We start from the raw sequence: 20338 nt of genomic DNA, 5'->3' as shown, positions 1-20338 counted from the left end.
CGCGGTGCCCGGCAGTCAAGGAGGATCTTGTCAGCGGCGCATCGCCCGAGCGACCTCGCGCTCGGCATTCTGCATCGCCTCCTCGGGGTCGCCCCCGAAGGCCACGGAGCGGATCGCGTCGGTTACGATGCGGTCGTACTGGGCGAAGTAGGGGCTCGGCGGACGCGGTTGGCCCCAGCTCTCGAGCTGGTCGACGAAGACCTTCATCGGGTAGTCCTGATAGACCGGGAAGCGGTCGAACAGCGACTTCAGGGTCGGCAGGTTGCCGCGCTGGCTGACGTTCATGTAGGCCAGCTCACCCCAGCTCATGTCGACCGCGAACAGCGCCGCGATCTCGGGGTTCTTCGAGCGCGCGGTCACGCCGATGGTGGTCGATCCGGTGTGCACCACCGGGGACTTGAAGTATGGCATGGGGGTGATGCCCCACTCGATCACCGGCTCTTTCAGCAGTGCCGAGCCCGCGGCCGGGGTGTCGATGTAGAAGCAGGCCTTGCCGTCGAAGAACGCGTTGGGAATGCCGACTTTCGGCGCGACACCCTCTTCGTTGAACAGCGCGCGGTAGAAGGTCAGCGCTTCGATCGCCTCGGGAGTGTCGAGATAGCCCTCGACCGTCGATCCGTCCGGCGCCATGCCCCAGAAGGTCTTGTAGGCCGAGCTTTCGGGATCCGCCTCGGGATCGCCGTTCGAGCGCTGGTAGATCAGGTCCTGATAGACGAGCCCCGGCTGGCCGTTGCCGAAGCGGGTCGGGCCAAGGCCCCAGACGCTCGGCGCGCCGGCCTCGCCCTGCTGGCAGGCCTTGAAGGCCTCGAGCGCCTCGGGCCAGGTCCAGGCCTCGTCCAGAGTCTGCGGCGGGGTGATGCCGGCCGCGTCGGTCAGCGATTTGTTGTAGTACATCGCGACGGTGGTCTGCTCGATACCTGGCGAGTAGACCTCGCCCTCGTAGCTGTGCTCGGCCTTGGTCGCGGGCAGGATGTCGTCGTCCCAGCCTTCCGGCAGGTAGTCGGTGACCGGCAGCAGAATCCCCGCCTTGGCATAGGACTGGGTGTTGGGCCCGTCGTAGACCAGGATGTCGGGCGGGTCGTCCGACGCGGCTTGCACGGCGATCGTGTCGCCGAGTTGGGCGAAGGGCACCTCGTTCACCTCGAAGGTGACGCAGGGATGTTCCTTCTGCCAGGCTTCCATGGCGGCGGGATAGGGGTAGTTGCCGGGTGTGCGCAGGATGCGCAGCGTGACCGGATCCGCGGTGCAGGCCGCGTCCTGCGCAAGCGCGGGGACGGCGCTCATCGCGGCGCCGCCGGCCATGGCGGCAAGGAATAGGCGCTTCATGTCAAGCTCTCCTGTCGGGGATGGGGATGGCCTTGTAGCTCTTGTTGGTCAGACGGCGCGGCCCGAATCCGCGTCGAATAGGGAAATCCGGTCTGGGCGGAGCCCGAGGTGCACCTCCTGGCCCGGCCGCGGCGCCTCGGTCGGCTCGAGCAGCGCGGTGCAAGGCAGGCCGGCATGGGTGAAATGCACGAGCGAGGTCGCGCCCAACAGCTCGACCATTTCGGCCCGCGCGTGGATCAGCGCGGTTTCGGGCGCGGCGAGCCGGAATGCCTCGGGGCGGATGCCGACGTCGACCCGCCGCCCTTCGAGCGGCGCGGCGCGTTCTGCGCCGAGGGCAAACCGGCTCTCGGCGCCGAGGTCGAGCATGCCTTGCGTCACGCGGCCCGCGAGGATGTTCATCTGCGGCGAGCCGAGGAACCCGGCGACGAAGCGGGTCGCGGGCCGGTCATAGAGTTCTTGCGGGCTGCCCTGCTGCTCGATCTTGCCGTCCTTCAGCACCACGACGCGGTCGGCCAGCGTCATCGCCTCGACCTGGTCGTGGGTGACATAGACGGTTGTCGCCGAGAGCTGGTCGTGCAGGCGGCGGATCTCGGTGCGCATCTGGCCGCGCAGCTGCGCGTCGAGGTTCGAGAGGGGCTCGTCGAAGAGAAAGACGCCCGGCTCGCGCACGATGGCGCGGCCCATGGCAACGCGCTGGCGCTGGCCGCCCGAAAGCGCCTTGGGGTGGCGGTTCAGGTAGCCCGAAAGCCCGAGCGTTTCCGCAGCCGCTTCGACCCGCCGCCGAATCTCGGCCTTGGGCACCTTCGCCAGCCGCAACCCGAAGCTCATGTTCTGCGCCACGGTCATATGCGGGTAGAGCGCGTAGTTCTGGAACACCATGGCGATGTCGCGCTCGCGCGGTTCCAGCCCATCAACCCGGCGCGGGCCGATCCATATCTCGCCCGCGGTCGGCTCCTCCAGACCGGCGATCATCCGCAGGGTGGTGGACTTGCCGCAGCCCGAGGGTCCGACGAGGACCAGGAACTCTCCGTCCGCCACCTCGAGATCGAGCCCGTCGATGGTGTTGGCATGAGCGCCTTCATACGTCTTGCCGAGTCCGGCGAGTCTGACCTGAGCCATCTGTATCCTTTCCTTCCGGGAACCGCCCGGGGTGGCAGGGCGACTCAAACCTCAGGTTCATGTATCCGTAAAGCAGTAACCGGTATGCACACTGGCAATTTGGGGACGTAATTCGCCTAATGCCGGATTTTTGAGCGGATTGCGGGAGAGGCTGCATTCCCGTGAGGCACTTCACGACGCTTTTTCCTTTGAACTATAAAAATATGCAGTTTGCTCTGGATTTTTCGGAGCGGGTGAAATTGACCTATGGACAGGATGAAAGCGTTGTGTATGCAAATAGCCAACATTTGCATACACCAGGAGACAAAGATGAAACTCGACCTGTCCGGCAAGACTGCCCTGATCACGGGTGCCTCGAAGGGGATCGGCTACAGCTGCGCCCTGACCCTGGCCGAAGAGGGCTGCAACCTCCATCTCGCCGCACGCAACGGCGAGGCCCTTGCCGCGCTCAAGGCCGAGATCGAGGCCAAGTACGACGTGTCGGTGACCATCCATCCCGCCGACCTCGGCTCGGCCGAGGCGATGACCGCGCTCGACGAGGCAGCGGGCGACTACGACATCCTGATCAACAACGCCGGCGACATCCCCGCCGGCTCGATCACCGACGTCACCGACGAGGCGCTGCGCCGCGGCTTCGAGCTGAAGGTTTTCGGCTACATCACCCTGTCGCGCCTGTTCTGGCAAAAGCGCAAGGGCAAGCCCGACAGCGTGATCATCAACGTCATCGGCAACTCGGGCGAGAACTGGGATGCGGCCTATTTCGCCGGCTCCACCGGCAACGCCTCGTTGATGTCCTTCACCAAGGCACTCGGCGGCCGCTCGCTCGACGAGGGCATCCGCGTCGTCGGCGTGAACCCCGGCCCGGTCGACACCGACCGCATGCTCAAGATCATGAAGCGCAAGGCGATCGACATGCTCGGCGATGAAAGCCGCTGGGAAGAGCTTTACGACAAGTACCCCGGCAAACGCCCCGCGACCGCGCAGGAAGTGGCCGATCTCTGCGCCTTCCTCGCCTCTCCCAAGGCCGGCTACATTTCGGGCACGGTGGTTACAATCGACGGCGGCATCGCTGCACGCGGCTCGGTGATCTGATGAGCAGCCTCGCCGTCCGCAATCGCTATTTCGACGACCTGTTCAACACGCCGGACCTGGCGTGGATGGGGCAGAACACAAACCACATCCCGGCGCATCCCGCGGTCACCGCGGCCATGGTCGAGTCGATCACCAAGGGCGAGTTCAACGCCTATGCGCCCCCCCTCGGCTTCGAGGACCTGCGCGCCGCCATCGTCGAGGACTTCGGCGTACCGGGGCTCGAGGCGCTGGTGACCGAGGGCGGCGTCAACGCGCTGTCGCTGGTCTGCCGCGCCCGCGCCAAGCCGGGCACCACGCTGGTCACCACCGACCCGACCTGGAAATGGCCCTGCCTCTTCGCCGCCCAGCAGGGTGCCGAGATCGTGCAGACGCCGATCTACGGGCCCGAGACCAACTACAAGCTGACGCCGGACATGCTGCGCGCCCATATCGATGAGCGTTGCGCCATCGTCTACGTGGTCGACCCGAACAACCCGCTCGGCGTCACCTACACCGCCGCGGAAATCGCCGAGTTCGCCGCGATCGCCAAGGAAAACGGCGCGCTTCTGGTGCACGATTGCACGTACCGGGACTTCGCCGACGGGCATACACCGGCGGTTTCGGTGGATACAGAGAACTGCATCTGCACCTTTAGCTTCTCGAAGTGGCTCGGCCTCGCCGGCATGCGTATCGGAGGCATCCTTGCCCGCCCCGAGATGATCGCGGAATTCGCCGCCGCTTCGACCTCGGTGCTCGGCGGTTCGGTCGTGGCGCAACGTGGCGCGATGGCTGGCCTCAAGGTCAAGGCCGAGTGGATGGCCGAGGTGCGCCGCATCGACATGGCCAACAAGGTCAAGATCAAGGAGGCCGCGGAGGCGCTCGGCATGTCGGTGCCGGTCTGGCCCTCGCATGGCAACTTCCTGGTGATCGAGATCGACGGCCGCGGCACCACGCCGGAAGCCATCGTCGAGGCCGCGCGGCTTGACGGGGTGATGATCCGCCAGGGGGCCTACCACACCGAAACCTTCGGCAGCCGCTTCATCAAGGTCTCGACCACGGTGCCCGAGGCCTGGGCGGAGAAGCTTGCATCCCACCTCGCGGGTTACGTCGAGACGGCAAAAGGCCTGTCGGACGTGCCGGCCCTGTTCTGAGAGGTTCCCATGTACGCCACCGCCAAGGACGGAACGAAGCTCTACTATGAAACCGCGGGAGAGGCCGGCACGCCGATCCTGTTCATCCACGAGTTCGGCGGCAATTACGACGCTTGGGAGCCGCAGATGAGCGCCTTCGCCCGGCGTCACCGCTGCATCACCTACGCGGCGCGGGGCTATGCGCCGTCGGACATCCCGGTCGATCTCGGGAAATATTCCCAGTCCATCGCGGTGGATGACGCGGTGGCGGTGCTCGACCATCTCGGCATCGAGAAAGCGCATATCGTCGGCCTGTCGATGGGCGGCTTCGCAACCGTGCACTTCGGGCTCAGCTACCCCGAGCGGGCGCTGTCGCTGACCGTGGCGGGGGCAGGCTATGGCTGCGAGAAGGAGACCGAGGAGTATTTCCGCGGCGTCTCGCTCACTGTCGCGGAGAAGTTCGAGGCCGATCCGGTGGGATTTGCGGAGATCTACGGCCGCGGCGCCAGTCGCGTGCAGTTCGAGAACAAGGACCCGCGCGAGCATCTCAAGTTCGTCACCCGGCTTGCCCGGCATGACAGCGTGGGGGCCGCCAACACCATGCGCGGCGTGCAGGCGCGGCGTCCGTCGTTCTGGGACCTCGAGGACGGCCTTCGGGCCTGCGTCCTGCCGACGTTGATCATGGTCGGGGACGAGGACGATCACTGCCTGCAGCCGGGCATCTTCCTTAAGAAGACCATGCCCGCCTCGGGTCTGCTGGTCCTGCCGAAGACCGGCCACACGCTGAACCTCGAGGAGCCGGGGCTGTTCAACAGCCATCTCGCCGAGTTCCTCGCCATGGTCGAGGCCGGGGCCTGGGGCCGCCGCGACGCGCGGGCCGACCCCGGCCAGGTGATGCGGACGGACTGAACGATGACCCCGATGGACCTCTCCCAGCCTCCCCTTCCCCGGATCGACGGGGCGCGGCTCTGGTCGCGGCTCATGTCGATGGCCGAGATCGGTGCCCGCACCGATGGCGGCGTCGACCGCCAGGCCCTCTCCGCCGAGGACCGTGCCGCCATGGCGCGGCTGATCGGCTGGGGCGAGTCCATCGGGCTCTTGCCGAGTTTCGACACGGCGGGAAACCTCTTCCTGACCCTGCCCGGCGCGTCCGAGGGCGCGACGGTGCTGATCGGCTCGCATCTCGACAGCCAGCCGACCGGCGGACGCTTCGACGGCGTCTTCGGCGTGCTGGCCGCCTTCGAAGTGCTCGAGACCCTGCATGACAGGGGCATCGTCCCGCCCCGCCCGATCACCCTCGTCGCCTGGATGAACGAGGAGGGCGGTCGCTTCGCGCCCGGGATGATGGGATCCGAGGTGTTCTCGGGCCATCGCCGCCTTACGCAGATCGGCGCGGTCACCGACGCCGCGGGGGTGAGCGTCGCCACCGAGCTCGAACGCCTTGCCGAGGCCTTCCCAGGGGTGCCACGCATCGCGCCGGGGTTCCCGCTGCACGCCTACATCGAGCCGCACATCGAGCAGGCCGACCACCTCGAACGGGAGGCGCTGGTCATCGGCGCGGTCACCGGCATCCAGGGCAAGAAAACCTACGAGGTCACCCTCTCGGGCCGCGAGGCCCATGCCGGGACCGAGCCCATGGAGCGCCGGGTCGACGCCGTCCAGGCCTTCGCCCGCGTCGCGCTGGCCATGCAGGAGGCCGCGCTTCAGGCCGGGCCCGACATCCGCTTCACCATCGGCCGGGTCGAGGTGCTGCCGAACGCGCCCTCTGTCGTGCCCGCGACGGTGCGCTTCCGCATCGACCTGCGCCACCCCCGGAACGACGTGCTGGACCGGACCGGCCTCGCGCTCGAGGCGGCCGCGCGCGCCGCGGCGGCGCCCTGCATCGCGGAGGTGCAGCCCATGGTCGACGCCCCGGCCAACACCTTCTCGCCCGCGCTGCGCCGCGCCATCCTCCGCAGCGCCGCCGCGCGCGGCCTGCCCGCCACCGAACTGCTTTCCGCCGCCGGGCACGACGCCCGGCATATGGCCCCGCTCGCGCCCTCGGCGATGATCTTTATCCCCTGCCGCGGCGGGCTCAGCCATCACCCCGAGGAATGGGCCGAACCGGCGCATGTGGCGGCCGGAGCCCAGGTGCTGCTCGACACCTGCCTGCACGCCGCCTCCGCCACCCGAGACAAAGGAGATCTCTCATGACGATCAACGATATGGCCGAAATGCCGGTGCAACTGCCGCGCGCGCCGAAAAACGAGGCCGAGGCCCGCGGGCGCTACTTCAACTCGGGCAATGCCTTCAACATCAAGCTGCCGCCGGTGCCGCCGCGGATCCTGCGCGACGAGCCGGCGAAGGCGATGGCCAAGGATGCGACCGGCTGGGTGCTCTGCGACCTCTCCGCCGAGCTCGGCTGCCCCTTCCCCGCCACGACCCCGCTGATGCTGGCGCGCTACGCGACCGTTTTGGCGGGCGAGAGCCTCGACACCACGCTGACCTGCACCGCTTCGATCTGGTACGTGATCGAGGGCAGCGCCACGCTGACCGTCGGCGCCGAGACCGCGACGCTCGGCAAGGGCGACGTCTTCCTGCTGCCGGGCGGGGTGGAGAGCCGGATCGAGGCGACCGAGACCGCGGTGTTCTGGGCCGTCGGGAACGATCCGCAGCTGGCCTTCGAGAAGGCCGCGCCGATCACCGGTGCCGAGGCCGCGACCGGGCTTGTGCATTTCCCCGCCGCCGAGATCGAGCACCAGCTGGACACAGTCTATCAGCGCGACGCCAATGCCACGACCTCGGGTCACGCGCTGATCTTCTCCGCCGCGCAGACCGAGGCGAGCCGCAACATCGCACCGACGCTCACCCTGTCGCTCAACACGCTGAAGCCGCACAGCTCCCAACCGCCACACAAGCACAACTCGGCGGCGCTGACCCTCGCCGTTGCCGGCGACCCGGCCTACTCGATGGTCGATGACCAGAAATGCGACTGGAGCCCCTGGGCCACGCTGCTGACCCCGCCGGCCGCCAAGCACAGCCACCACAACGACGGCGACAGCCGTGCCGAGTTCCTGATCGTGCAGGACGGCGGCTTCTACTACCACGCCCGCACCATGGGGTTCGAGTTCTACTGATGCGCCTCATCATCGACACCGATACCGCGGGTGACGACACCTTCTCGCTGCTCCTGGCGATGAAGACGCCGGGCGTGACACTCGAGGCCGTGACGATCTGCAACGGGAATGTCGATTTCGACCAGCAGGCCGAGAACGCGCTCGCGACCATCGAGGCCGCGGGCAAGTCCGGCGAGGTGCCGGTCTATCTCGGCGCGCGGCGGCCGCTGCTGGCCGACTGGGAGCCGGCGCAGATGCACGGGGCGGACGGGATGAGCGGCGCGGACCTGCCGCGCGCCCGCCAGCGCCCCGAAAAGATGCACGCGGTGGATGCGCTGATCGAGCGGATCATGGCGGCGCCGGGAGAGATCGAGATGATCGCCCAGGCACCGCTGACCAACCTCGCGCTTGCCGTCACCCGCGAGCCGCGCATCGCCAAGGCGCTCAAGCACCTGTGGATCATGGGCGGCACCGACAACTCGGTCGGCAACGTCACCCCCTGCGCCGAGTTCAACTTCTACATCGACCCCGAGGCGGCGGCGATCGTCTTCCGCGCCGGGTTCGACATCACGCTCTCGACCTGGACGCTGACGCTGGGCTCATCGGTCTTCGACGCGGCGCAGCTGGCGCGGATCGACGCGCATGAGACCCCGCTGACCGAGTTCTACCGCAAGGTCTCGGCCACGCCGCGCAAGGTCGCCGAGCAGCGCTACGGCAAGGCGATCTGCACCCATCCCGACACGCTGACCTGCGCCTGCGCGATCGACCCGTCGATCATCACCGCCGCGCGCGATGCCGTGGTGCGGATCGAGACCGCGGGAACCATCACCCGCGGCCATTCCGCCATCCACCCCGCCAGGCTCGGCGCGCGCTGGCCCGAGTACCGCGAGAACGCGCGCGTCATCGAGAGCGCCGACAACGACGCCTTCTTCCGCATGCTCGAAAGGGCCCTGACCACATGAACATGCCAATGACCCACCCCAGCACGATGGAGCCCGCCATGACCCCTGCCGAAGAGCCGATCCTCGATCTGCGCAGGCTTTCGAAGACCTTTGGCGAGGTGCAGGCGCTCAACGGCGTGGATCTCGCGGTCCAGCCCGGAGAGTTCGTCACGGTGGTCGGTCCTTCGGGCTGCGGCAAGTCCACGCTGTTCAACATCGTCGCCGGGCTCGAAGAGCCCGACGCGGGGTCAGTGCTGCGTTTCGAGGGTCAGTCGGTGCACGCGCGCCAGCTGCTCGGGCAGGTGTCCTTCATGCCGCAGCGCGACCTGCTGCTGGCCTGGCGCAACGTGATCGACAACGCCATCCTGCCGCTGGAGATAGAGGGCGCGAACAAGGCCGAGGCGCGCGCCGAGGCGCAGCGCATGCTGCCCGAATTCGGCCTTGCCGGTTTTGCCGACAAGTACCCGCACGAGCTGTCGGGCGGCATGCGCCAGCGCGTCGCGCTGATGCGCACCTTCATGTTCAAGCGCGACCTGATGCTGCTCGACGAGCCCTTCGGCGCACTGGACGCGCTGACCCGGACCATGATGCAGCGCTGGCTGCTCGACGTCTGGCAGAAGCACAAGCGCACGGTGCTCTTCATCACCCATGACGTCGACGAGGCGATCTTCCTTGGCGACAAGGTGCTGGTGATGACCGCCCGGCCCGGCGCGATCAAGCTTTCGCGCAAGGTCGACCTGCCGCGCCCGCGCGGCGCCGACCTCGTCACCTCTCCCGAGTTCATCTCCCTCAAGCGCGAACTGCTCGACGCGATCGAGGAAGAGAGCATGAAGACCTTCGGCCCCGCCTCCCACTGAATCCTGGGGTCCAAGCCACCAAGCCCGGACCAACCGGGTCCATCCCCAACATGGAGTACTGCGATGAAAAGACGTTCCTTCCTCTCCACGCTCGGTCTGGCCGCCTCGACCGCGATGCTCGCCGCGCCCGCCGTGCAGGCAGCCGATCTCGAGTCCGTCTCGCTGCGCCTCAAGTGGCTGCCGCAGGCCCAGTTCGTCGGCTTCTACATGGCCAAGGCGAAGGGCTACTACGAAGACGAGGGCCTCGATCTCGCGATCAATCCGGGCGGGCCGAACCTGCTGACCGAGAACCTCGTGGCCACCGGCGCCGACACCTTTGGCCTGTCGGGCGGCACGGACTCCGTGTTCGCCGCCATCGAGAAGGGCCTGCCGATCACCTGTATCGGCATCTCCCATCAGGAGACGCCCTTCGTCTTCGTCTCCAAGGCCGACGGCCCGGTGCAGGAGATCGCAGACTTCAAGGACGCATCGATCACCACCTGGTTCACCGGGGCGAACTATGTCCTCTTCGGCATGCTGGCAGCCAATGACATCGACCGCACGGATATGAACATCCAGCCGCAGCAGGTCTCGGTCACGCCCTTCGTCGATGGCCAGGTCGATGTGGTCACCGCGACGCGCTACAACGAGTACTACACGCTGATGCAGCGCGTCGGCGAGGAGAACCTCAAGCGCTTCGTGCCCGAAGATTTCGGCGTCTCCTTCCCGCGTGACACGCTGATCGTCGGCAATGACTTCGCCGCCGAGCACCCCGAGCTGGTGCAGGGTTTCATGCGCGCCTCGGTCAAGGGCTGGCTCGATGCCTTCGCCGACAAGGAAGCGGCGATCGACCTGATCATGAAGGAGGCACCGACGCTCGAGCGCCCGCACCAGGAGTTCATGCTCGACGAGGTCGAGAAGATCATGCTCGCCGGCGCCGCCGCCGAACAGGGCTTGTTCACCATCGACATGGATGCGGTGAGCAGCGCGCATCAGATCCTCGTCGACTATGACGTGCTCGGTGGGCCGATCGATCTCGAGGCGGCATTCGACAGCCAGTTCATCGACGCGATCCCCTCGGCCGAACGGCTGCCGGAATGACGGCAGAGGCAAACATGGCGGGCGCACAGCCCGTGGCACGGCGCTTCGGCGCCGTGCTGCCCCTGCTGAAGGGGGTGGTCGTCCTGGCCGCCGTGCTGCTGGCGGTAGAACTTCTGGTCATCGCCTTCGACATCCGCCCCTACGTCCTGCCCCGCCCGAGCGCGGTGCTCGAGGCGATCCTGCGCACCCCCGCCGCCTACCGAGACGCGATGGTCCGCACCGGGCTGGAAACGCTGCTCGGCTTCGGGGCCGGGGCGCTCTTCGGCATCTGGATCGGCATCGCTTTCTCGCGCCTGCGTTTTCTGCGCGAGACCATCTTTCCGATCTTCATCGTCTCGCAGACGATCCCGGTCATCGCCTTCGGCGCGCTGGTCGTCATGTGGTTTGGCAACACCATCCTCGCCAAGGCGGTGATCGTCTTCTACCTGACATTCTTTCCGGTCACGGTGAACGCCCTGCTGGGCATGCGCGCCGTGGACGAGAAACAGGTGCAGCTGCTGCGCAGCTTCGGCGCCTCGGATCGCGAGATCATGCGCAAGCTGCGCTTCCCGACCGCCCTGCCCCACATCTTCGTCGCGCTGCGCATCGCCTCGGCGCTCGGCCTCGCCGGGGCCGTGGTCGGCGAATGGTTCGGCGACACCACCGGGCTCGGCGTGCTGCTTCTGCAGGGCATGTATGCCGAGAACATGGTCGCCATCTGGGCCAGCATCCTGTGCTCTGCGGTGCTGGGCGTCGCCTTCTTCGCCGCCATCGGCCTTGCCGAGAAGCGCATCGTCTTCTGGGGAGGTGAAAGCGCATGACCCAAGATCCCATGTCTCCGTCGCCGCACGCGCTTGCCCGCGGCATCTTCGGCGCGCTCGCCCTTTTCGCGGTCTGGGAGCTCGCGGCCCGGCTCTTCGACCTGCCGAGCTACATCCTGCCCGCGGTCTCGGAGATCCTCGCGCGGTTCTGGACCGCCCGCGCCGTGCTCGGCGAGGCCGCCGCCTACACGCTGGGCGAGGCGCTCGCGGGCTACCTGCTCGGCGGCGCGATCGGCGTCGGCCTCGCGCTTGCCGTCACGCTGGTGCCGCCGCTGCGCAAGGTGATCGTGCCCGCCGCCACGGCGGTCAACTCGGTGCCCGTGGTGGCCTTCTCGCCGTTGATCCTGCTGTGGTTCGGCATGGGGGTCAGCTCGAAGATCGTGATGGTCGCCGTGGCGGTCAGTTTCACCATGTTCGTCTCGGCCCTTGCCGGCTTCGACCGGGTGGACGAGCGCTCGGTCAACCTGATGCGCAGCTTCGGCGCGAGCCGCGCGGCGATCCTGTGGAAGCTGCGCCTGCCGACCGCCCTGCCGCTGATCCTGTCGGGCATGCGCCTGTCGACCGTGCGCAGCCTGATCGTCGCCATCGTGACCGAGATGCTCGGCGCCTACGGCGGGCTCGGCTGGGTGATCTACCAGGCGGTCATCGTCATCGACTTCGTGCAGGTCTGGGCGGCGATCTTCGTCGCCTCGGTGGCCAGCCTGGGTTTCTTCGCGGTGGTCTCGCTGCTCGAGCGCAGGCTGGTGTTCTGGCGCTAGGCGGAGCGGCCGCTCTCGACGACCGGCGCCCTTCCGGTCGTCGAGCTTCTTTCCCGAGGGCGCTGCTGCAAGCGTGCGCATGCCACGCCGGGATCACGCCACCCCCGTGCCGGATCATTCCCGAGATCGCCGTCACGAAGTGCTGGGCTCGGCGCCGGCGGACAGGCCACGACCACCAACACGGCGCAGATCCGCCCGCACCCGCGACCTGCGTCATCCCCCGCTGGATGCATCGCTCTTGCGCGCCAGTCTGCGCCGCTGGTTGGCAAGACGGCCAGGAAATGTGGGGGTCCTTCGGCCATGGCGCGTGCCGATGCATTGGATGCAGGCAGCCTATCGCACGCAGTGCTCGATGTGTTCGACCAGGAACCGCTGCCCGCAGGTTCCGAGCTCTGATCTCACCCCGGTATCACTGTCCTGCCGCGTATCTCGGGCCCGGCAAGCGCCGGGATAGCACAGACTTCACGACCGGAAATTGACTTGCCGCCAAGGTGCGCTGCCCAAGATATCGCAGTGAACGACTGGGGACGCCAGCAACCCGAAAGGCTTCATGCCTTCAGGTTGCCGAGGATGGCCAGCAGATCGCGGAAGCGCTCGCCCTGCACCAGCACGTGATCGTGCATCGTCTGGCGCGCGCTGGGTTCCTGCCCGCTGCGGATCGCCTCGAAAATCCGGCGATGCTCGTCCAACGAACGCTGCATGCGTCCCGGCGCGCCAAGCTGGCGGCGGCGGTAGGGTTGCAGGATCGCCTGCAGCCGCCCCGCCTCTGCCGCCAGGAAGTGGTTGCCCGATGCCGCGTAGATCGCGCGGTGGAACTCGGTGTTCTCGGCGTAATACGCATCGAGGTCCCCGCGCGCCGCCGCTGCCTCGCAGCCCTGCATCGCACGCTCGATCCGGGCGATGCTGTCGGGCAGCGCGCGGCGGCAGGCGAGCGCCGCGCAGAGCGCCTCGATCTCCGCCATCACCTCGAAACGCTCCATAAGCTCCTCGGCACTGAGCTCGGTGACGAAGGTGCCGCGCTTCGACTGCACCCGCAGGAGTCCCGAAGCCTCGAGCGCCTGCAGGGCCTCGCGCACCGGGGTGCGCGAACAGCCATAGCGCGTCGCCAGTTCCTCGGGGTCGAGCTTTGCCCCGGGCAGCAGGCGGCCATCGACGATCTCGTTCTCCAATTCGAGGCGGATTCGCTGGGCTGTCTGCACGTCTGGCTCCCATCTGTCTGACGCAAGTCGTTACAACATCACCGCAAAATACGCAAACCAAGTTGTTATATACAACACCAACTTCAAAATGTATAACGACTGAGAGGAGGACTTCAGTATGGGAAAGCAACGCGTTTCGTTCCTGAGCGATTTCGTCGAGGCAATCACCCGCCGCGACCGCTGGAAACCCGTCGCGGGCGCAGATGCGACCACGCTGGCGCTCTCGCGACCCGCGTCCGAGCGGATCGAGGCCGCCTGCGCCGTGCTCATGGGCCACATCGGCGATGCTTCTCGGGTCGCCGTGGCGGAGCAGGCGCTGGCCGCCTACGCCGAGCTCGACAAGGACGGGAAGTTCGCCTTCTTCCGGCTGCTGCGCGACAGCTACGGGGTCGAGGCCGAGCCGATCCGCAAGGCCTATGCCGCCTGGGATGCTGCCCCGGACGCCGCCGCCGTCGCCAAGCTCTTTGCCGCGACCGAGCCGAGGCGGCAGGCGCTGCTGCGCCATCTCAACCTTGCACCGGGCGCGACGAAGACGCTCGTCCACATGCGCGCCGACCTGCTGGAAGCGATCCGCAAGGACCGCTCGCTCGCCCCCGTGGATGCGGATTTCGCGCATCTCTTCGCCTCGTGGTTCAACCGCGGCTTCCTGACCATGCGCCATATCGACTGGAGCACCCCGGCCAGCATCCTCGAACGGATCATGGCCTATGAGAGCGTGCACCCGATGGCCGGCTGGCACGACCTGCGCCGCCGTCTCGCGCAAGAGGACCGCCGTCTCTACGCCTTCTTCCACCCCGCCACCGAGGAAGAGCCGCTGATCTTCGTCGAGGTCGCGCTGACCCGCGGCGTGCCGGAGACCATCGGGGCGATCCTCGAGGCGCCGGTGCCGACCGAACCGGTCGAGGCCGACACGGCGGTCTTCTACTCGATCAACAACAGCCTGCCGGGACTGAAGGGGGTCTCCTTCGGGAATTTCCTGATCAAGCAGGTGGCGGCGGATCTCTCGCGCGATCTGCCGCAGCTGAAGACCTTCGTCACCCTCTCGCCCGCGCCGGGCTTCGCCGCATGGCTGGCGGCGCAGGAAGATGATCGGGCGCAGGCGCTCGACGTGGCCCTGCAGGACGGCAGCTGGCGCAGCGACCCGGCGCGCGAGGCAGCACTGAAGCCAGAGGTCGCCGCGCTCGCGGCGCGCTACTTCGTCGAGGCGCGCGACGCCAGGAACCGCCCCGTCGATCCGGTCGCGCGCTTCCACCTGGGCAACGGCGCCTCGGCCTGGCGGGTGAACTGGCCCGCCGACCTGTCGCCGGGCGCATTGAGCCGCGCGCATGGGCTGATGATAAACTACCTGTACGAGCTGGGGGCCATAGAGGCCCAGCACGAGGCCTACGTCCGCGAGGGCACCATTGCGCATGGACCGTCGCTGGCCGCCGCCCTGGCCGAGTGAGCCGCAGCAGATCAAGAGGAGCAACAAGATGCAGACGATCTATCAGAACTTCGTATCCGTGGCCGAGGTGCTGCAGAGCAAACCGCTGTTCAAGCGCCGCGACGCGCCGGATCTGAGCTACACCGACACCGCCGAGTTGGTCGAAAAGCTCGCCGGGGTGCTGGATGCCGTCGGTGTCGCGCCGGGCGACCGGGTGGCGGTGCAGAGCGGCAAGAGCCCCGAGAGCATCGCGCTCTACCTCGCGGTGCTGCAGGTGGGCGCGATCTTCCTGCCGCTGAACCCCGCCTACACCGGCGGCGAGATCGACTATTTCATCGGGGATGCCGCGCCGCGCCTCTTTGTCTGCGACCCCGCCGCGCTTGCGGGCCATGCGCATCGCGAGGGCCCGGAACTGGCGATCCTGACGCTCGGCACCAGCGGCGGCGGCAGCCTGATGGAGCGCGCCGCGTCGGTCGCGCCCCGGCAAGGCGCGCATGAGGCGGATCTCGACGAGCCCGCCGCCATTCTCTACACCTCGGGCACGACCGGCCGCTCGAAGGGCGCGATCCTCACCCATCGCAACCTTGCGTCGAACTGCGAGGCCTTGCTCTCCGAATGGCGTTTCACCGCCGAGGACCGGCTGATCCACGCGCTGCCGATCTTCCACACCCACGGGCTCTTCGTCGCCGCCAACATGGTGCTCTGCGCCGGTGCGACGATGCTCTTCGAGACGAAGTTCGATCCCGAGGTCGCGCTCGACCTGATGCCCGAGGCGACCGTTCTGATGGGGGTGCCGACCTTCTACACGCGCCTTCTGAAATCGCCGCGCCTGACCCGCGAGGCGACCGCCGGGATGCGGCTTTTCGTGTCGGGCTCGGCGCCGCTGCTGGCCGAGGATCACCGTGCCTTCGAAGAGCGGACCGGCCACGCCATCCTCGAGCGCTACGGCATGACCGAGACCTGCATGATCGCCAGCAACCCCTATGAGGGCGCGCGCATTCCCGGCGCCGTCGGCATGGCGCTGCCCGGCGTGGCGCTGCGGGTCACCGACCGCGCCACCGGCGAAGCGCTGCCCGATGGCGAGATCGGCGCGGTCGAGGTCAAGGGGCCGAACGTCTTCAAGGGCTACTGGAACATGCCCGAGAAGACCGCGCAGGAATTCCGCGCCGACGGCTTCTTCATCACCGGCGACCTGGGGCAGATCGGCCCCGACGGCTACCTGCGCATCGTCGGGCGCGACAAGGACCTGGTGATCTCGGGAGGCTTCAACGTCTACCCCAAGGAGGTCGAGGAGGCGATCGACGCGCTGCCCGGCGTGCTCGAAAGCGCGGTCATCGGCGTGCCGCATGCGGACTTCGGCGAGGGCGTGACCGCCATCGTCGTGCCCCGTCCCGGCGAGACGCTGGACGCCGAGGTCCTCCGCAGCGCGCTCGAAGGTCAGCTCGCCCGCTACAAGCAGCCCAAGCGCGTGGTGGTCGTCGACGAGCTGCCGCGCAACGTCATGGGCAAGGTCCAGAAGGCCGAGCTGCGCCGCACCTACGCCGATCTCTACGCCGAGGCCAAAGTCGGCTGACGGTGCTGGGGTCGCTCCGCGACCCCTCCCCCGCCGCCACAAGGCGGCATCAGAACAACGATCCCGCCCGGAGAACGACACGGTTTGGAGGAACCGTCTCTGGGCTTCATACCGGAGGAGACTAAAGACATGATCATTTATGGGGTTGCCCTTCTGGCGGCCTGCCATCTGGCGGGCCTTCTGATCGGCAGTGCGCTCGGTGCCGCGCTCGGCGTGCAATCCAACGTGGGCGGGGTCGGCTTTGCCATGATCCTGCTGATCCTTGGCGCCGACTGGCTGCGCAAGACGGATCGCCTGCCGAAGGCGACCGAGCAGGGCGTGCTGTTCTGGAGCGCGATGTATATTCCCATCGTGGTCGCGATGGCCGCCTGCCAGAATGTCGTCGCCGCCGTCAGTGCAGGTCCGCTGGCGATCATCGCCGGGGTCGGCGCGCTGGTGATCTGCGTGTCGCTGGTGCCGATCCTGTCGCGCATCGGCGGCCAGGAAGCGCCGCTGCCGCCCTTCTCGGCCGTGGAGGCGTGAGCATGGAGATGCTTCTGAACACCGTGGCGAAGAACCAGCTGGTCTTTGCCTTCCTCGTGATCGGCGCGATCATGTTCGTTTCGTACCGGCTCTCGGACGTGCTCACCAAGGGGCGGCTGCACGGCTCCGCCGTGGCGATCATCCTCGGACTCATCCTCGCCTATGTCGGTGGCAGCGTCTCCGGCGGCAGCAAGGGTCTTTCGGAACTGCCGCTCTTTGCCGGTCTTGCGCTGCTCGGCGGCGCGATGCTGCGAGATCTCGCGATCGTCTCGACCGCCTACGGCGTGGACCTTTCCGAGATCCGCCGGGCCGGGCTGGCCGGGGCACTCTCGCTGATCCTGGGCGTGGTGCTGTCCTTCGCGGTCGGCGCGGTCGTGGCGGCGGCCTTCGGCTATACCGATGCGGTCAGCATGGCGACCATCGGCGGCGGCGCGGCAACCTACATCGTCGGCCCGGTCACAGGAACCGCGCTGGGGGCCAGCTCCGAGGTGATCGCGCTGTCGGTGGCGGCGGGTCTGGTCAAGGCGATCCTGGTGATGATCGGCACCCCCTTCATTGCGCCGCTGATCGGGCTCAACAATCCCAAGTCGGCGATGGCCTTCGGCGGGCTCATGGGAACGACGAGCGGGGTGGCGGGCGGCCTTGCGGCCACCGACAAGCGGCTGGTCCCCTACGGCGCGATGACTGCGACCTTCTATACCGGGCTCGGCTGCCTGATGGGCCCCTCGGTCATCTACCTTGTGCTTTTGGCGCTGACGCACTGACCAAACTGCCGGCCTCGGCCCGCTGGGGCCGAGAACGGACGGGCCGGCCATCCGCATCATCTGGCCAGTCAGGGCCGCCGCCGCCACGCGCGCTTCGTGCATCATGTGGCTGCGGCGGCCCTTTCCGTTTCGCGACCAACGCCACGGCCACTCCCGAACCGGCAGCCCCGGACACCGGCCAACGCGCACCCCGCGAGCCGAGCGCCGCAGCGACTCCATGCAGAGACGTTTGTCTTTGCGCGCTGTTGCACGTGTCGGCACATGTGCCGACGACGCCGCCCGGCTGGCATCGCGACAGCTGGCGAACACCAGATCCCGCACGCTCGAGAAGACGACGTCGAGCGCCCCCAGCCCAATCGGCACGGCGGCAGGCACCTCGCCGGATGTTATGTCGAACGCTTGGAGCGCGCCGGGGTTTGCATCTGTCGCCAGAAGCCTGCCACGCGGGGAGTCCAGCGAGGGTGATGAAGACATGGTCAGAGCCCTCCGTCCCCGGCTGCGTGCTGCCGCCGGGCGAGACCGCCGCAACCCGAGCGCCGCTTGCAGCGTCGAAGATGCCGATCTCAGCGTTGCCGCCATCGCCCAGGTAGATGCGACCTGGGTCCGGCTCAACCGCCTGCCCGGCGGCCCAGAACCGGCATCCTCAATACGTCCCGCCGCGTTGCCGGCTTCGGGATCGACGATCCATAGGTCCCCGGTGCCGGAGGGGCTCGACACCAACACTCGACCGCTGCACCCGTCGACCTCGATCATCGGGCTGTGTTCGAACCAGTCCGCGTCGCCTGGCCCAATTGGATCGTCTCCAGATTTGCGCCGATCTTGGCATCGAGGAGCCCGAGCCAGCCGTCGCGCGCATTGCCGACACAGAGCTTGCCGCGCTGCCGGTCGAGACCACGCGCGAAAGCCCGGCGCGGCAGTTCGATGCTGCGCAGTTGCGACAGGTCATCGGGATTCACAAGCTCCAGGATGCCCGGCGGTACGGCATCGAAACTCGGCGTCGAGGCGATTGCCAGCGCGCCGAGATCGGCATGCTCCGCAAGCACGTGGGCACCGCGAATGGCATCCATCCGCTGCAAAGCCGGTGCTAACTCGGCGGGCACGAGCACCTCGGCTCCGGAAGGGTCCTGCGCGGCGGCCACTCCGACCAGGAAAAGCAAGGTCACGGCGAGGGCAGTTTGGAAAATGTCTTCGGATTTTCGGGGGGCTATCTCGGATCAGCTTCAGAAATAGTTGTGGAGGGTGAGCTCGACTGCGGCGGATCTCCGGGACAGGATTTCACTGCTCGCCCTCTTGCAGGATAAACGCCCTCTGCGCTTCCGTGCACTTTGAAGAGCCCCGTATTTCATGGCCGCCGCCTTCGGTGATTTCTAGGCACGAAGGCCATGAGGAGCAGCAAATTCAGCGATGACTCGAAGCGGGACGCGCCCGCGCAGATCACCGAGCGGGCGCCCCGGTCCGGGAAGCGTCGGAACGTCCGGGGATTGGCGCGTCGTCGCTCCACGCCTGGAAGAAGACGTTCGCGATGGCGTCTTCGGCAGAGGCGGGCCCGAAAAAGAGTTGGCGCGGGGGTCTCGGAGGCGCGTGACAGTCCGAAAAGGGGGCGTCCCTGACGCGCCATTGGCCTGGGTGCCGATGAGGGCGGCGTTCGTGGCCGAGCCTCGCGGGCAGGTCTCCGTTGGGGCGATGCGCCGGTGTCTGCGCGGTCGGCCGAGCGGCGTCTAGGCCTTGGGGAAGGCGCCGGACAAGGGCTACGATGAGCCCTTGTCCGCCATCGGTCCGAGGACCATGGCGAGTGGCATCACACGGAGTGATTGCTCCCCCGCGTTCCCTGACGGGTCTCTGAACCCATGGAAGAGGAGCGTGGAAATGGGAACGACACCACGTTGGACTGGATGTCTCGAAGGATCGGACAGCGATCTGCGGGCGCCGCTCAGAAGGCGTCATGAAACGGATCTGCGAGACGAGGACGGTTCCGGATGCGATATGCGCCGTGCTTGGTCAGATGCATGACAAGACAGATGCCGACGACGCTGCGACGCTGGCCGATCTCCCGCGGGCGGGCTTTTGCCGAGGAGTCGAGGTCAAGAGGCGGCATGCGCAGGAACGTCGGGCCTTGCTGGCAGCGCGCGACGCTGCGATCGGCGCTCGGTGCAACACGGGGAAGACGATCCGCGGTCTGCTTGCCGGCCTCGGGGTGCGAGGTCCGGCTCAGCCTCGACCCCGCGAGGGCCGCAGACACGCAGCTCTCGGGGGGACACGACGCCTTGGCGCCCCTCGTTCTGCCACGTCTGGCGGCGCGCCCGGAAGCCCTGCGACGGGCGGCGGCGCTGACCTGGGAGCTGGTCCGGCAGGTGAAGGGGTCCGGCGCTTGCATGCGCCTGATGACCCTGCCCGGCGCGGGACCTGTCACGGCCGCGACCTTCGTGGCGACAATCGATGCCCCGGCGCGCTTTGCGACGTCGCGCTCGGTGGCGGCGTTTTCGAGGCGCGGGAGGCCACGCCTGCCCCATCGGGACGCGGCACACGGTTGCCGCCTCGGCCGGGGCGGCAGGCACCGGATCGATCCCGCGAGATCTCCCTGCGGAGCGTACCGGGTGCCGCGCAGATCACCCGGGGACGTCCGAGCCTTAAACGCCGAGACGAAGCCACTTCGTGGATGACTTCGGAAAGAACCTCGCAG

Annotated in this window: 19 protein-coding genes and 1 pseudogene; 15 read left to right on the top strand and 5 right to left on the bottom strand. The window is 67.6% G+C overall.

Translation table 11 applies throughout. The annotated features are described in order from the left end of the window. Positions 1 to 30: 30 nt before the first annotated feature. Positions 31 to 1326 (bottom strand): extracellular solute-binding protein, encoded by a 1296-nt coding sequence (locus tag IQ782_RS22320; protein ID WP_194136885.1) that lies wholly within the window; start codon positions 1324 to 1326, stop codon positions 31 to 33. Positions 1327 to 1374: 48 nt separating this feature from the next. Next, on the bottom strand, positions 1375 to 2445 hold the full coding sequence (locus tag IQ782_RS22315; protein ID WP_194136884.1) for an ABC transporter ATP-binding protein: 1071 nt from the start codon (positions 2443 to 2445) through the stop codon (positions 1375 to 1377). 309 nt (positions 2446 to 2754) lie between these two features. Between IQ782_RS22315 and IQ782_RS22310 the strand changes: the two genes are divergently transcribed. The 10 genes from IQ782_RS22310 (at position 2755) to IQ782_RS22265 (ending at position 12177) form a co-directional block, all read left to right on the top strand. Next, complete coding sequence (locus IQ782_RS22310) at positions 2755 to 3537, top strand: SDR family oxidoreductase (RefSeq protein WP_194136883.1); 783 nt, start codon at positions 2755 to 2757, stop codon at positions 3535 to 3537. After that, on the top strand, positions 3537 to 4667 hold the full coding sequence (locus IQ782_RS22305; protein ID WP_194136882.1) for a pyridoxal phosphate-dependent aminotransferase: 1131 nt from the start codon (positions 3537 to 3539) through the stop codon (positions 4665 to 4667). The genes IQ782_RS22310 and IQ782_RS22305 overlap by 1 nt, the downstream gene beginning before the upstream one ends. Before the next feature lie 9 nt (positions 4668 to 4676). After that, the gene (locus IQ782_RS22300) at positions 4677 to 5555 is read left to right on the top strand and encodes an alpha/beta fold hydrolase (protein ID WP_194136881.1); all 879 of its coding nucleotides are present in this window, start codon (positions 4677 to 4679) and stop codon (positions 5553 to 5555) included. Between the two features lie 3 nt (positions 5556 to 5558). Further along, positions 5559 to 6839 carry a M20 family metallo-hydrolase gene (locus IQ782_RS22295; protein ID WP_240989484.1) on the top strand — a complete coding sequence of 427 codons (1281 nt, stop codon included), beginning with the start codon at positions 5559 to 5561 and terminating at the stop codon, positions 6837 to 6839. After that, a complete protein-coding gene (locus tag IQ782_RS22290; protein WP_194136880.1) occupies positions 6836 to 7762 on the top strand; it encodes a cupin domain-containing protein in 927 nt (308 codons plus the stop codon). Before IQ782_RS22295 ends, IQ782_RS22290 begins: the two co-directional genes overlap by 4 nt. Continuing rightward, entirely contained in the window at positions 7762 to 8703 is a 942-nt protein-coding gene (locus IQ782_RS22285) for a nucleoside hydrolase (protein WP_194136879.1), read from the top strand. The genes IQ782_RS22290 and IQ782_RS22285 overlap by 1 nt, the downstream gene beginning before the upstream one ends. An 8-nt stretch (positions 8704 to 8711) precedes the next feature. Then, positions 8712 to 9539: an ABC transporter ATP-binding protein gene (locus IQ782_RS22280; protein ID WP_240989483.1), complete on the top strand. Its 828-nt coding sequence runs from the start codon at positions 8712 to 8714 to the stop codon at positions 9537 to 9539. 63 nt (positions 9540 to 9602) lie between these two features. After that, on the top strand, positions 9603 to 10619 hold the full coding sequence (locus tag IQ782_RS22275) for an ABC transporter substrate-binding protein (protein WP_194136878.1): 1017 nt from the start codon (positions 9603 to 9605) through the stop codon (positions 10617 to 10619). A 14-nt stretch (positions 10620 to 10633) separates the two neighbouring features. Continuing rightward, the gene (locus IQ782_RS22270; RefSeq protein ID WP_194136877.1) at positions 10634 to 11419 is read left to right on the top strand and encodes an ABC transporter permease; all 786 of its coding nucleotides are present in this window, start codon (positions 10634 to 10636) and stop codon (positions 11417 to 11419) included. Next, on the top strand, positions 11416 to 12177 hold the full coding sequence (locus IQ782_RS22265; RefSeq protein ID WP_194136876.1) for an ABC transporter permease: 762 nt from the start codon (positions 11416 to 11418) through the stop codon (positions 12175 to 12177). The genes IQ782_RS22270 and IQ782_RS22265 overlap by 4 nt, the downstream gene beginning before the upstream one ends. A 548-nt stretch (positions 12178 to 12725) precedes the next feature. Here IQ782_RS22265 and IQ782_RS30340 read toward each other — a convergent pair. After that, positions 12726 to 13376 (bottom strand): FCD domain-containing protein, encoded by a 651-nt coding sequence (locus tag IQ782_RS30340; RefSeq protein ID WP_194136875.1) that lies wholly within the window; start codon positions 13374 to 13376, stop codon positions 12726 to 12728. A gap of 118 nt (positions 13377 to 13494) precedes the next feature. Here IQ782_RS30340 and IQ782_RS22255 point away from each other — a divergent pair, with 118 nt between their 5' ends. From IQ782_RS22255 to madM, 4 genes are all read left to right on the top strand, one after another. Then, complete coding sequence (locus IQ782_RS22255; protein WP_194136874.1) at positions 13495 to 14820, top strand: malonyl-CoA decarboxylase domain-containing protein; 1326 nt, start codon at positions 13495 to 13497, stop codon at positions 14818 to 14820. Between the two features lie 28 nt (positions 14821 to 14848). Further along, positions 14849 to 16372: a malonate--CoA ligase gene (locus IQ782_RS22250; RefSeq protein ID WP_194136873.1), complete on the top strand. Its 1524-nt coding sequence runs from the start codon at positions 14849 to 14851 to the stop codon at positions 16370 to 16372. 129 nt (positions 16373 to 16501) lie between these two features. Beyond that, on the top strand, positions 16502 to 16894 hold the full coding sequence (gene madL, locus IQ782_RS22245; protein ID WP_194136872.1) for a malonate transporter subunit MadL: 393 nt from the start codon (positions 16502 to 16504) through the stop codon (positions 16892 to 16894). 2 nt (positions 16895 to 16896) lie between these two features. Continuing rightward, complete coding sequence (madM, locus tag IQ782_RS22240) at positions 16897 to 17658, top strand: malonate transporter subunit MadM (protein ID WP_194136871.1); 762 nt, start codon at positions 16897 to 16899, stop codon at positions 17656 to 17658. 749 nt (positions 17659 to 18407) lie between these two features. Here madM and IQ782_RS22235 read toward each other — a convergent pair. Together IQ782_RS22235 and IQ782_RS22230 are read right to left on the bottom strand one after the other, a co-directional pair. Further along, positions 18408 to 18821, bottom strand: coding sequence for a hypothetical protein (locus IQ782_RS22235; protein WP_194136870.1), 414 nt, complete (start codon positions 18819 to 18821; stop codon positions 18408 to 18410). Between the two features lie 767 nt (positions 18822 to 19588). After that, on the bottom strand, positions 19589 to 19897 hold the full coding sequence (locus tag IQ782_RS22230) for a hypothetical protein (RefSeq protein WP_194136869.1): 309 nt from the start codon (positions 19895 to 19897) through the stop codon (positions 19589 to 19591). A gap of 130 nt (positions 19898 to 20027) precedes the next feature. Between IQ782_RS22230 and IQ782_RS30425 the strand changes: the two are divergent. After that, positions 20028 to 20135 (top strand): annotated as a pseudogene (locus tag IQ782_RS30425) (transposase); the annotation flags it as partial. Positions 20136 to 20338 lie beyond the last annotated feature (203 nt).

It is taken from the genome of Salipiger mangrovisoli (genome assembly GCF_015223355.1).
GTDB classification, from domain to species: Bacteria; Pseudomonadota; Alphaproteobacteria; order Rhodobacterales; family Rhodobacteraceae; genus Salipiger; species Salipiger mangrovisoli.
The sequence above is the reverse complement of the archived record's forward strand: the minus strand, read 5'-3'. Positions and strand labels throughout refer to the sequence as shown.

Excerpts from the sequence above, each read along its gene's own strand:
- IQ782_RS22320 (WP_194136885.1), bottom strand. The coding sequence starts at position 1,326 with ATGAAGCGCCTATTCCTTGCCGCCATGGCCGGCGGCGCCGCGATGAGC.
- IQ782_RS22315 (WP_194136884.1), bottom strand. The coding sequence starts at position 2,445 with ATGGCTCAGGTCAGACTCGCCGGACTCGGCAAGACGTATGAAGGCGCT.
- IQ782_RS22310 (WP_194136883.1), top strand. The coding sequence starts at position 2,755 with ATGAAACTCGACCTGTCCGGCAAGACTGCCCTGATCACGGGTGCCTCG.
- IQ782_RS22305 (WP_194136882.1), top strand. The coding sequence starts at position 3,537 with ATGAGCAGCCTCGCCGTCCGCAATCGCTATTTCGACGACCTGTTCAAC.
- IQ782_RS22300 (WP_194136881.1), top strand. The coding sequence starts at position 4,677 with ATGTACGCCACCGCCAAGGACGGAACGAAGCTCTACTATGAAACCGCG.
- IQ782_RS22295 (WP_240989484.1), top strand. The coding sequence starts at position 5,559 with ATGACCCCGATGGACCTCTCCCAGCCTCCCCTTCCCCGGATCGACGGG.
- IQ782_RS22290 (WP_194136880.1), top strand. The coding sequence starts at position 6,836 with ATGACGATCAACGATATGGCCGAAATGCCGGTGCAACTGCCGCGCGCG.
- IQ782_RS22285 (WP_194136879.1), top strand. The coding sequence starts at position 7,762 with ATGCGCCTCATCATCGACACCGATACCGCGGGTGACGACACCTTCTCG.
- IQ782_RS22280 (WP_240989483.1), top strand. The coding sequence starts at position 8,712 with ATGACCCACCCCAGCACGATGGAGCCCGCCATGACCCCTGCCGAAGAG.
- IQ782_RS22275 (WP_194136878.1), top strand. The coding sequence starts at position 9,603 with ATGAAAAGACGTTCCTTCCTCTCCACGCTCGGTCTGGCCGCCTCGACC.
- IQ782_RS22270 (WP_194136877.1), top strand. The coding sequence starts at position 10,634 with ATGGCGGGCGCACAGCCCGTGGCACGGCGCTTCGGCGCCGTGCTGCCC.
- IQ782_RS22265 (WP_194136876.1), top strand. The coding sequence starts at position 11,416 with ATGACCCAAGATCCCATGTCTCCGTCGCCGCACGCGCTTGCCCGCGGC.
- IQ782_RS22255 (WP_194136874.1), top strand. The coding sequence starts at position 13,495 with ATGGGAAAGCAACGCGTTTCGTTCCTGAGCGATTTCGTCGAGGCAATC.
- IQ782_RS22250 (WP_194136873.1), top strand. The coding sequence starts at position 14,849 with ATGCAGACGATCTATCAGAACTTCGTATCCGTGGCCGAGGTGCTGCAG.
- madL (WP_194136872.1), top strand. The coding sequence starts at position 16,502 with ATGATCATTTATGGGGTTGCCCTTCTGGCGGCCTGCCATCTGGCGGGC.
- madM (WP_194136871.1), top strand. The coding sequence starts at position 16,897 with ATGGAGATGCTTCTGAACACCGTGGCGAAGAACCAGCTGGTCTTTGCC.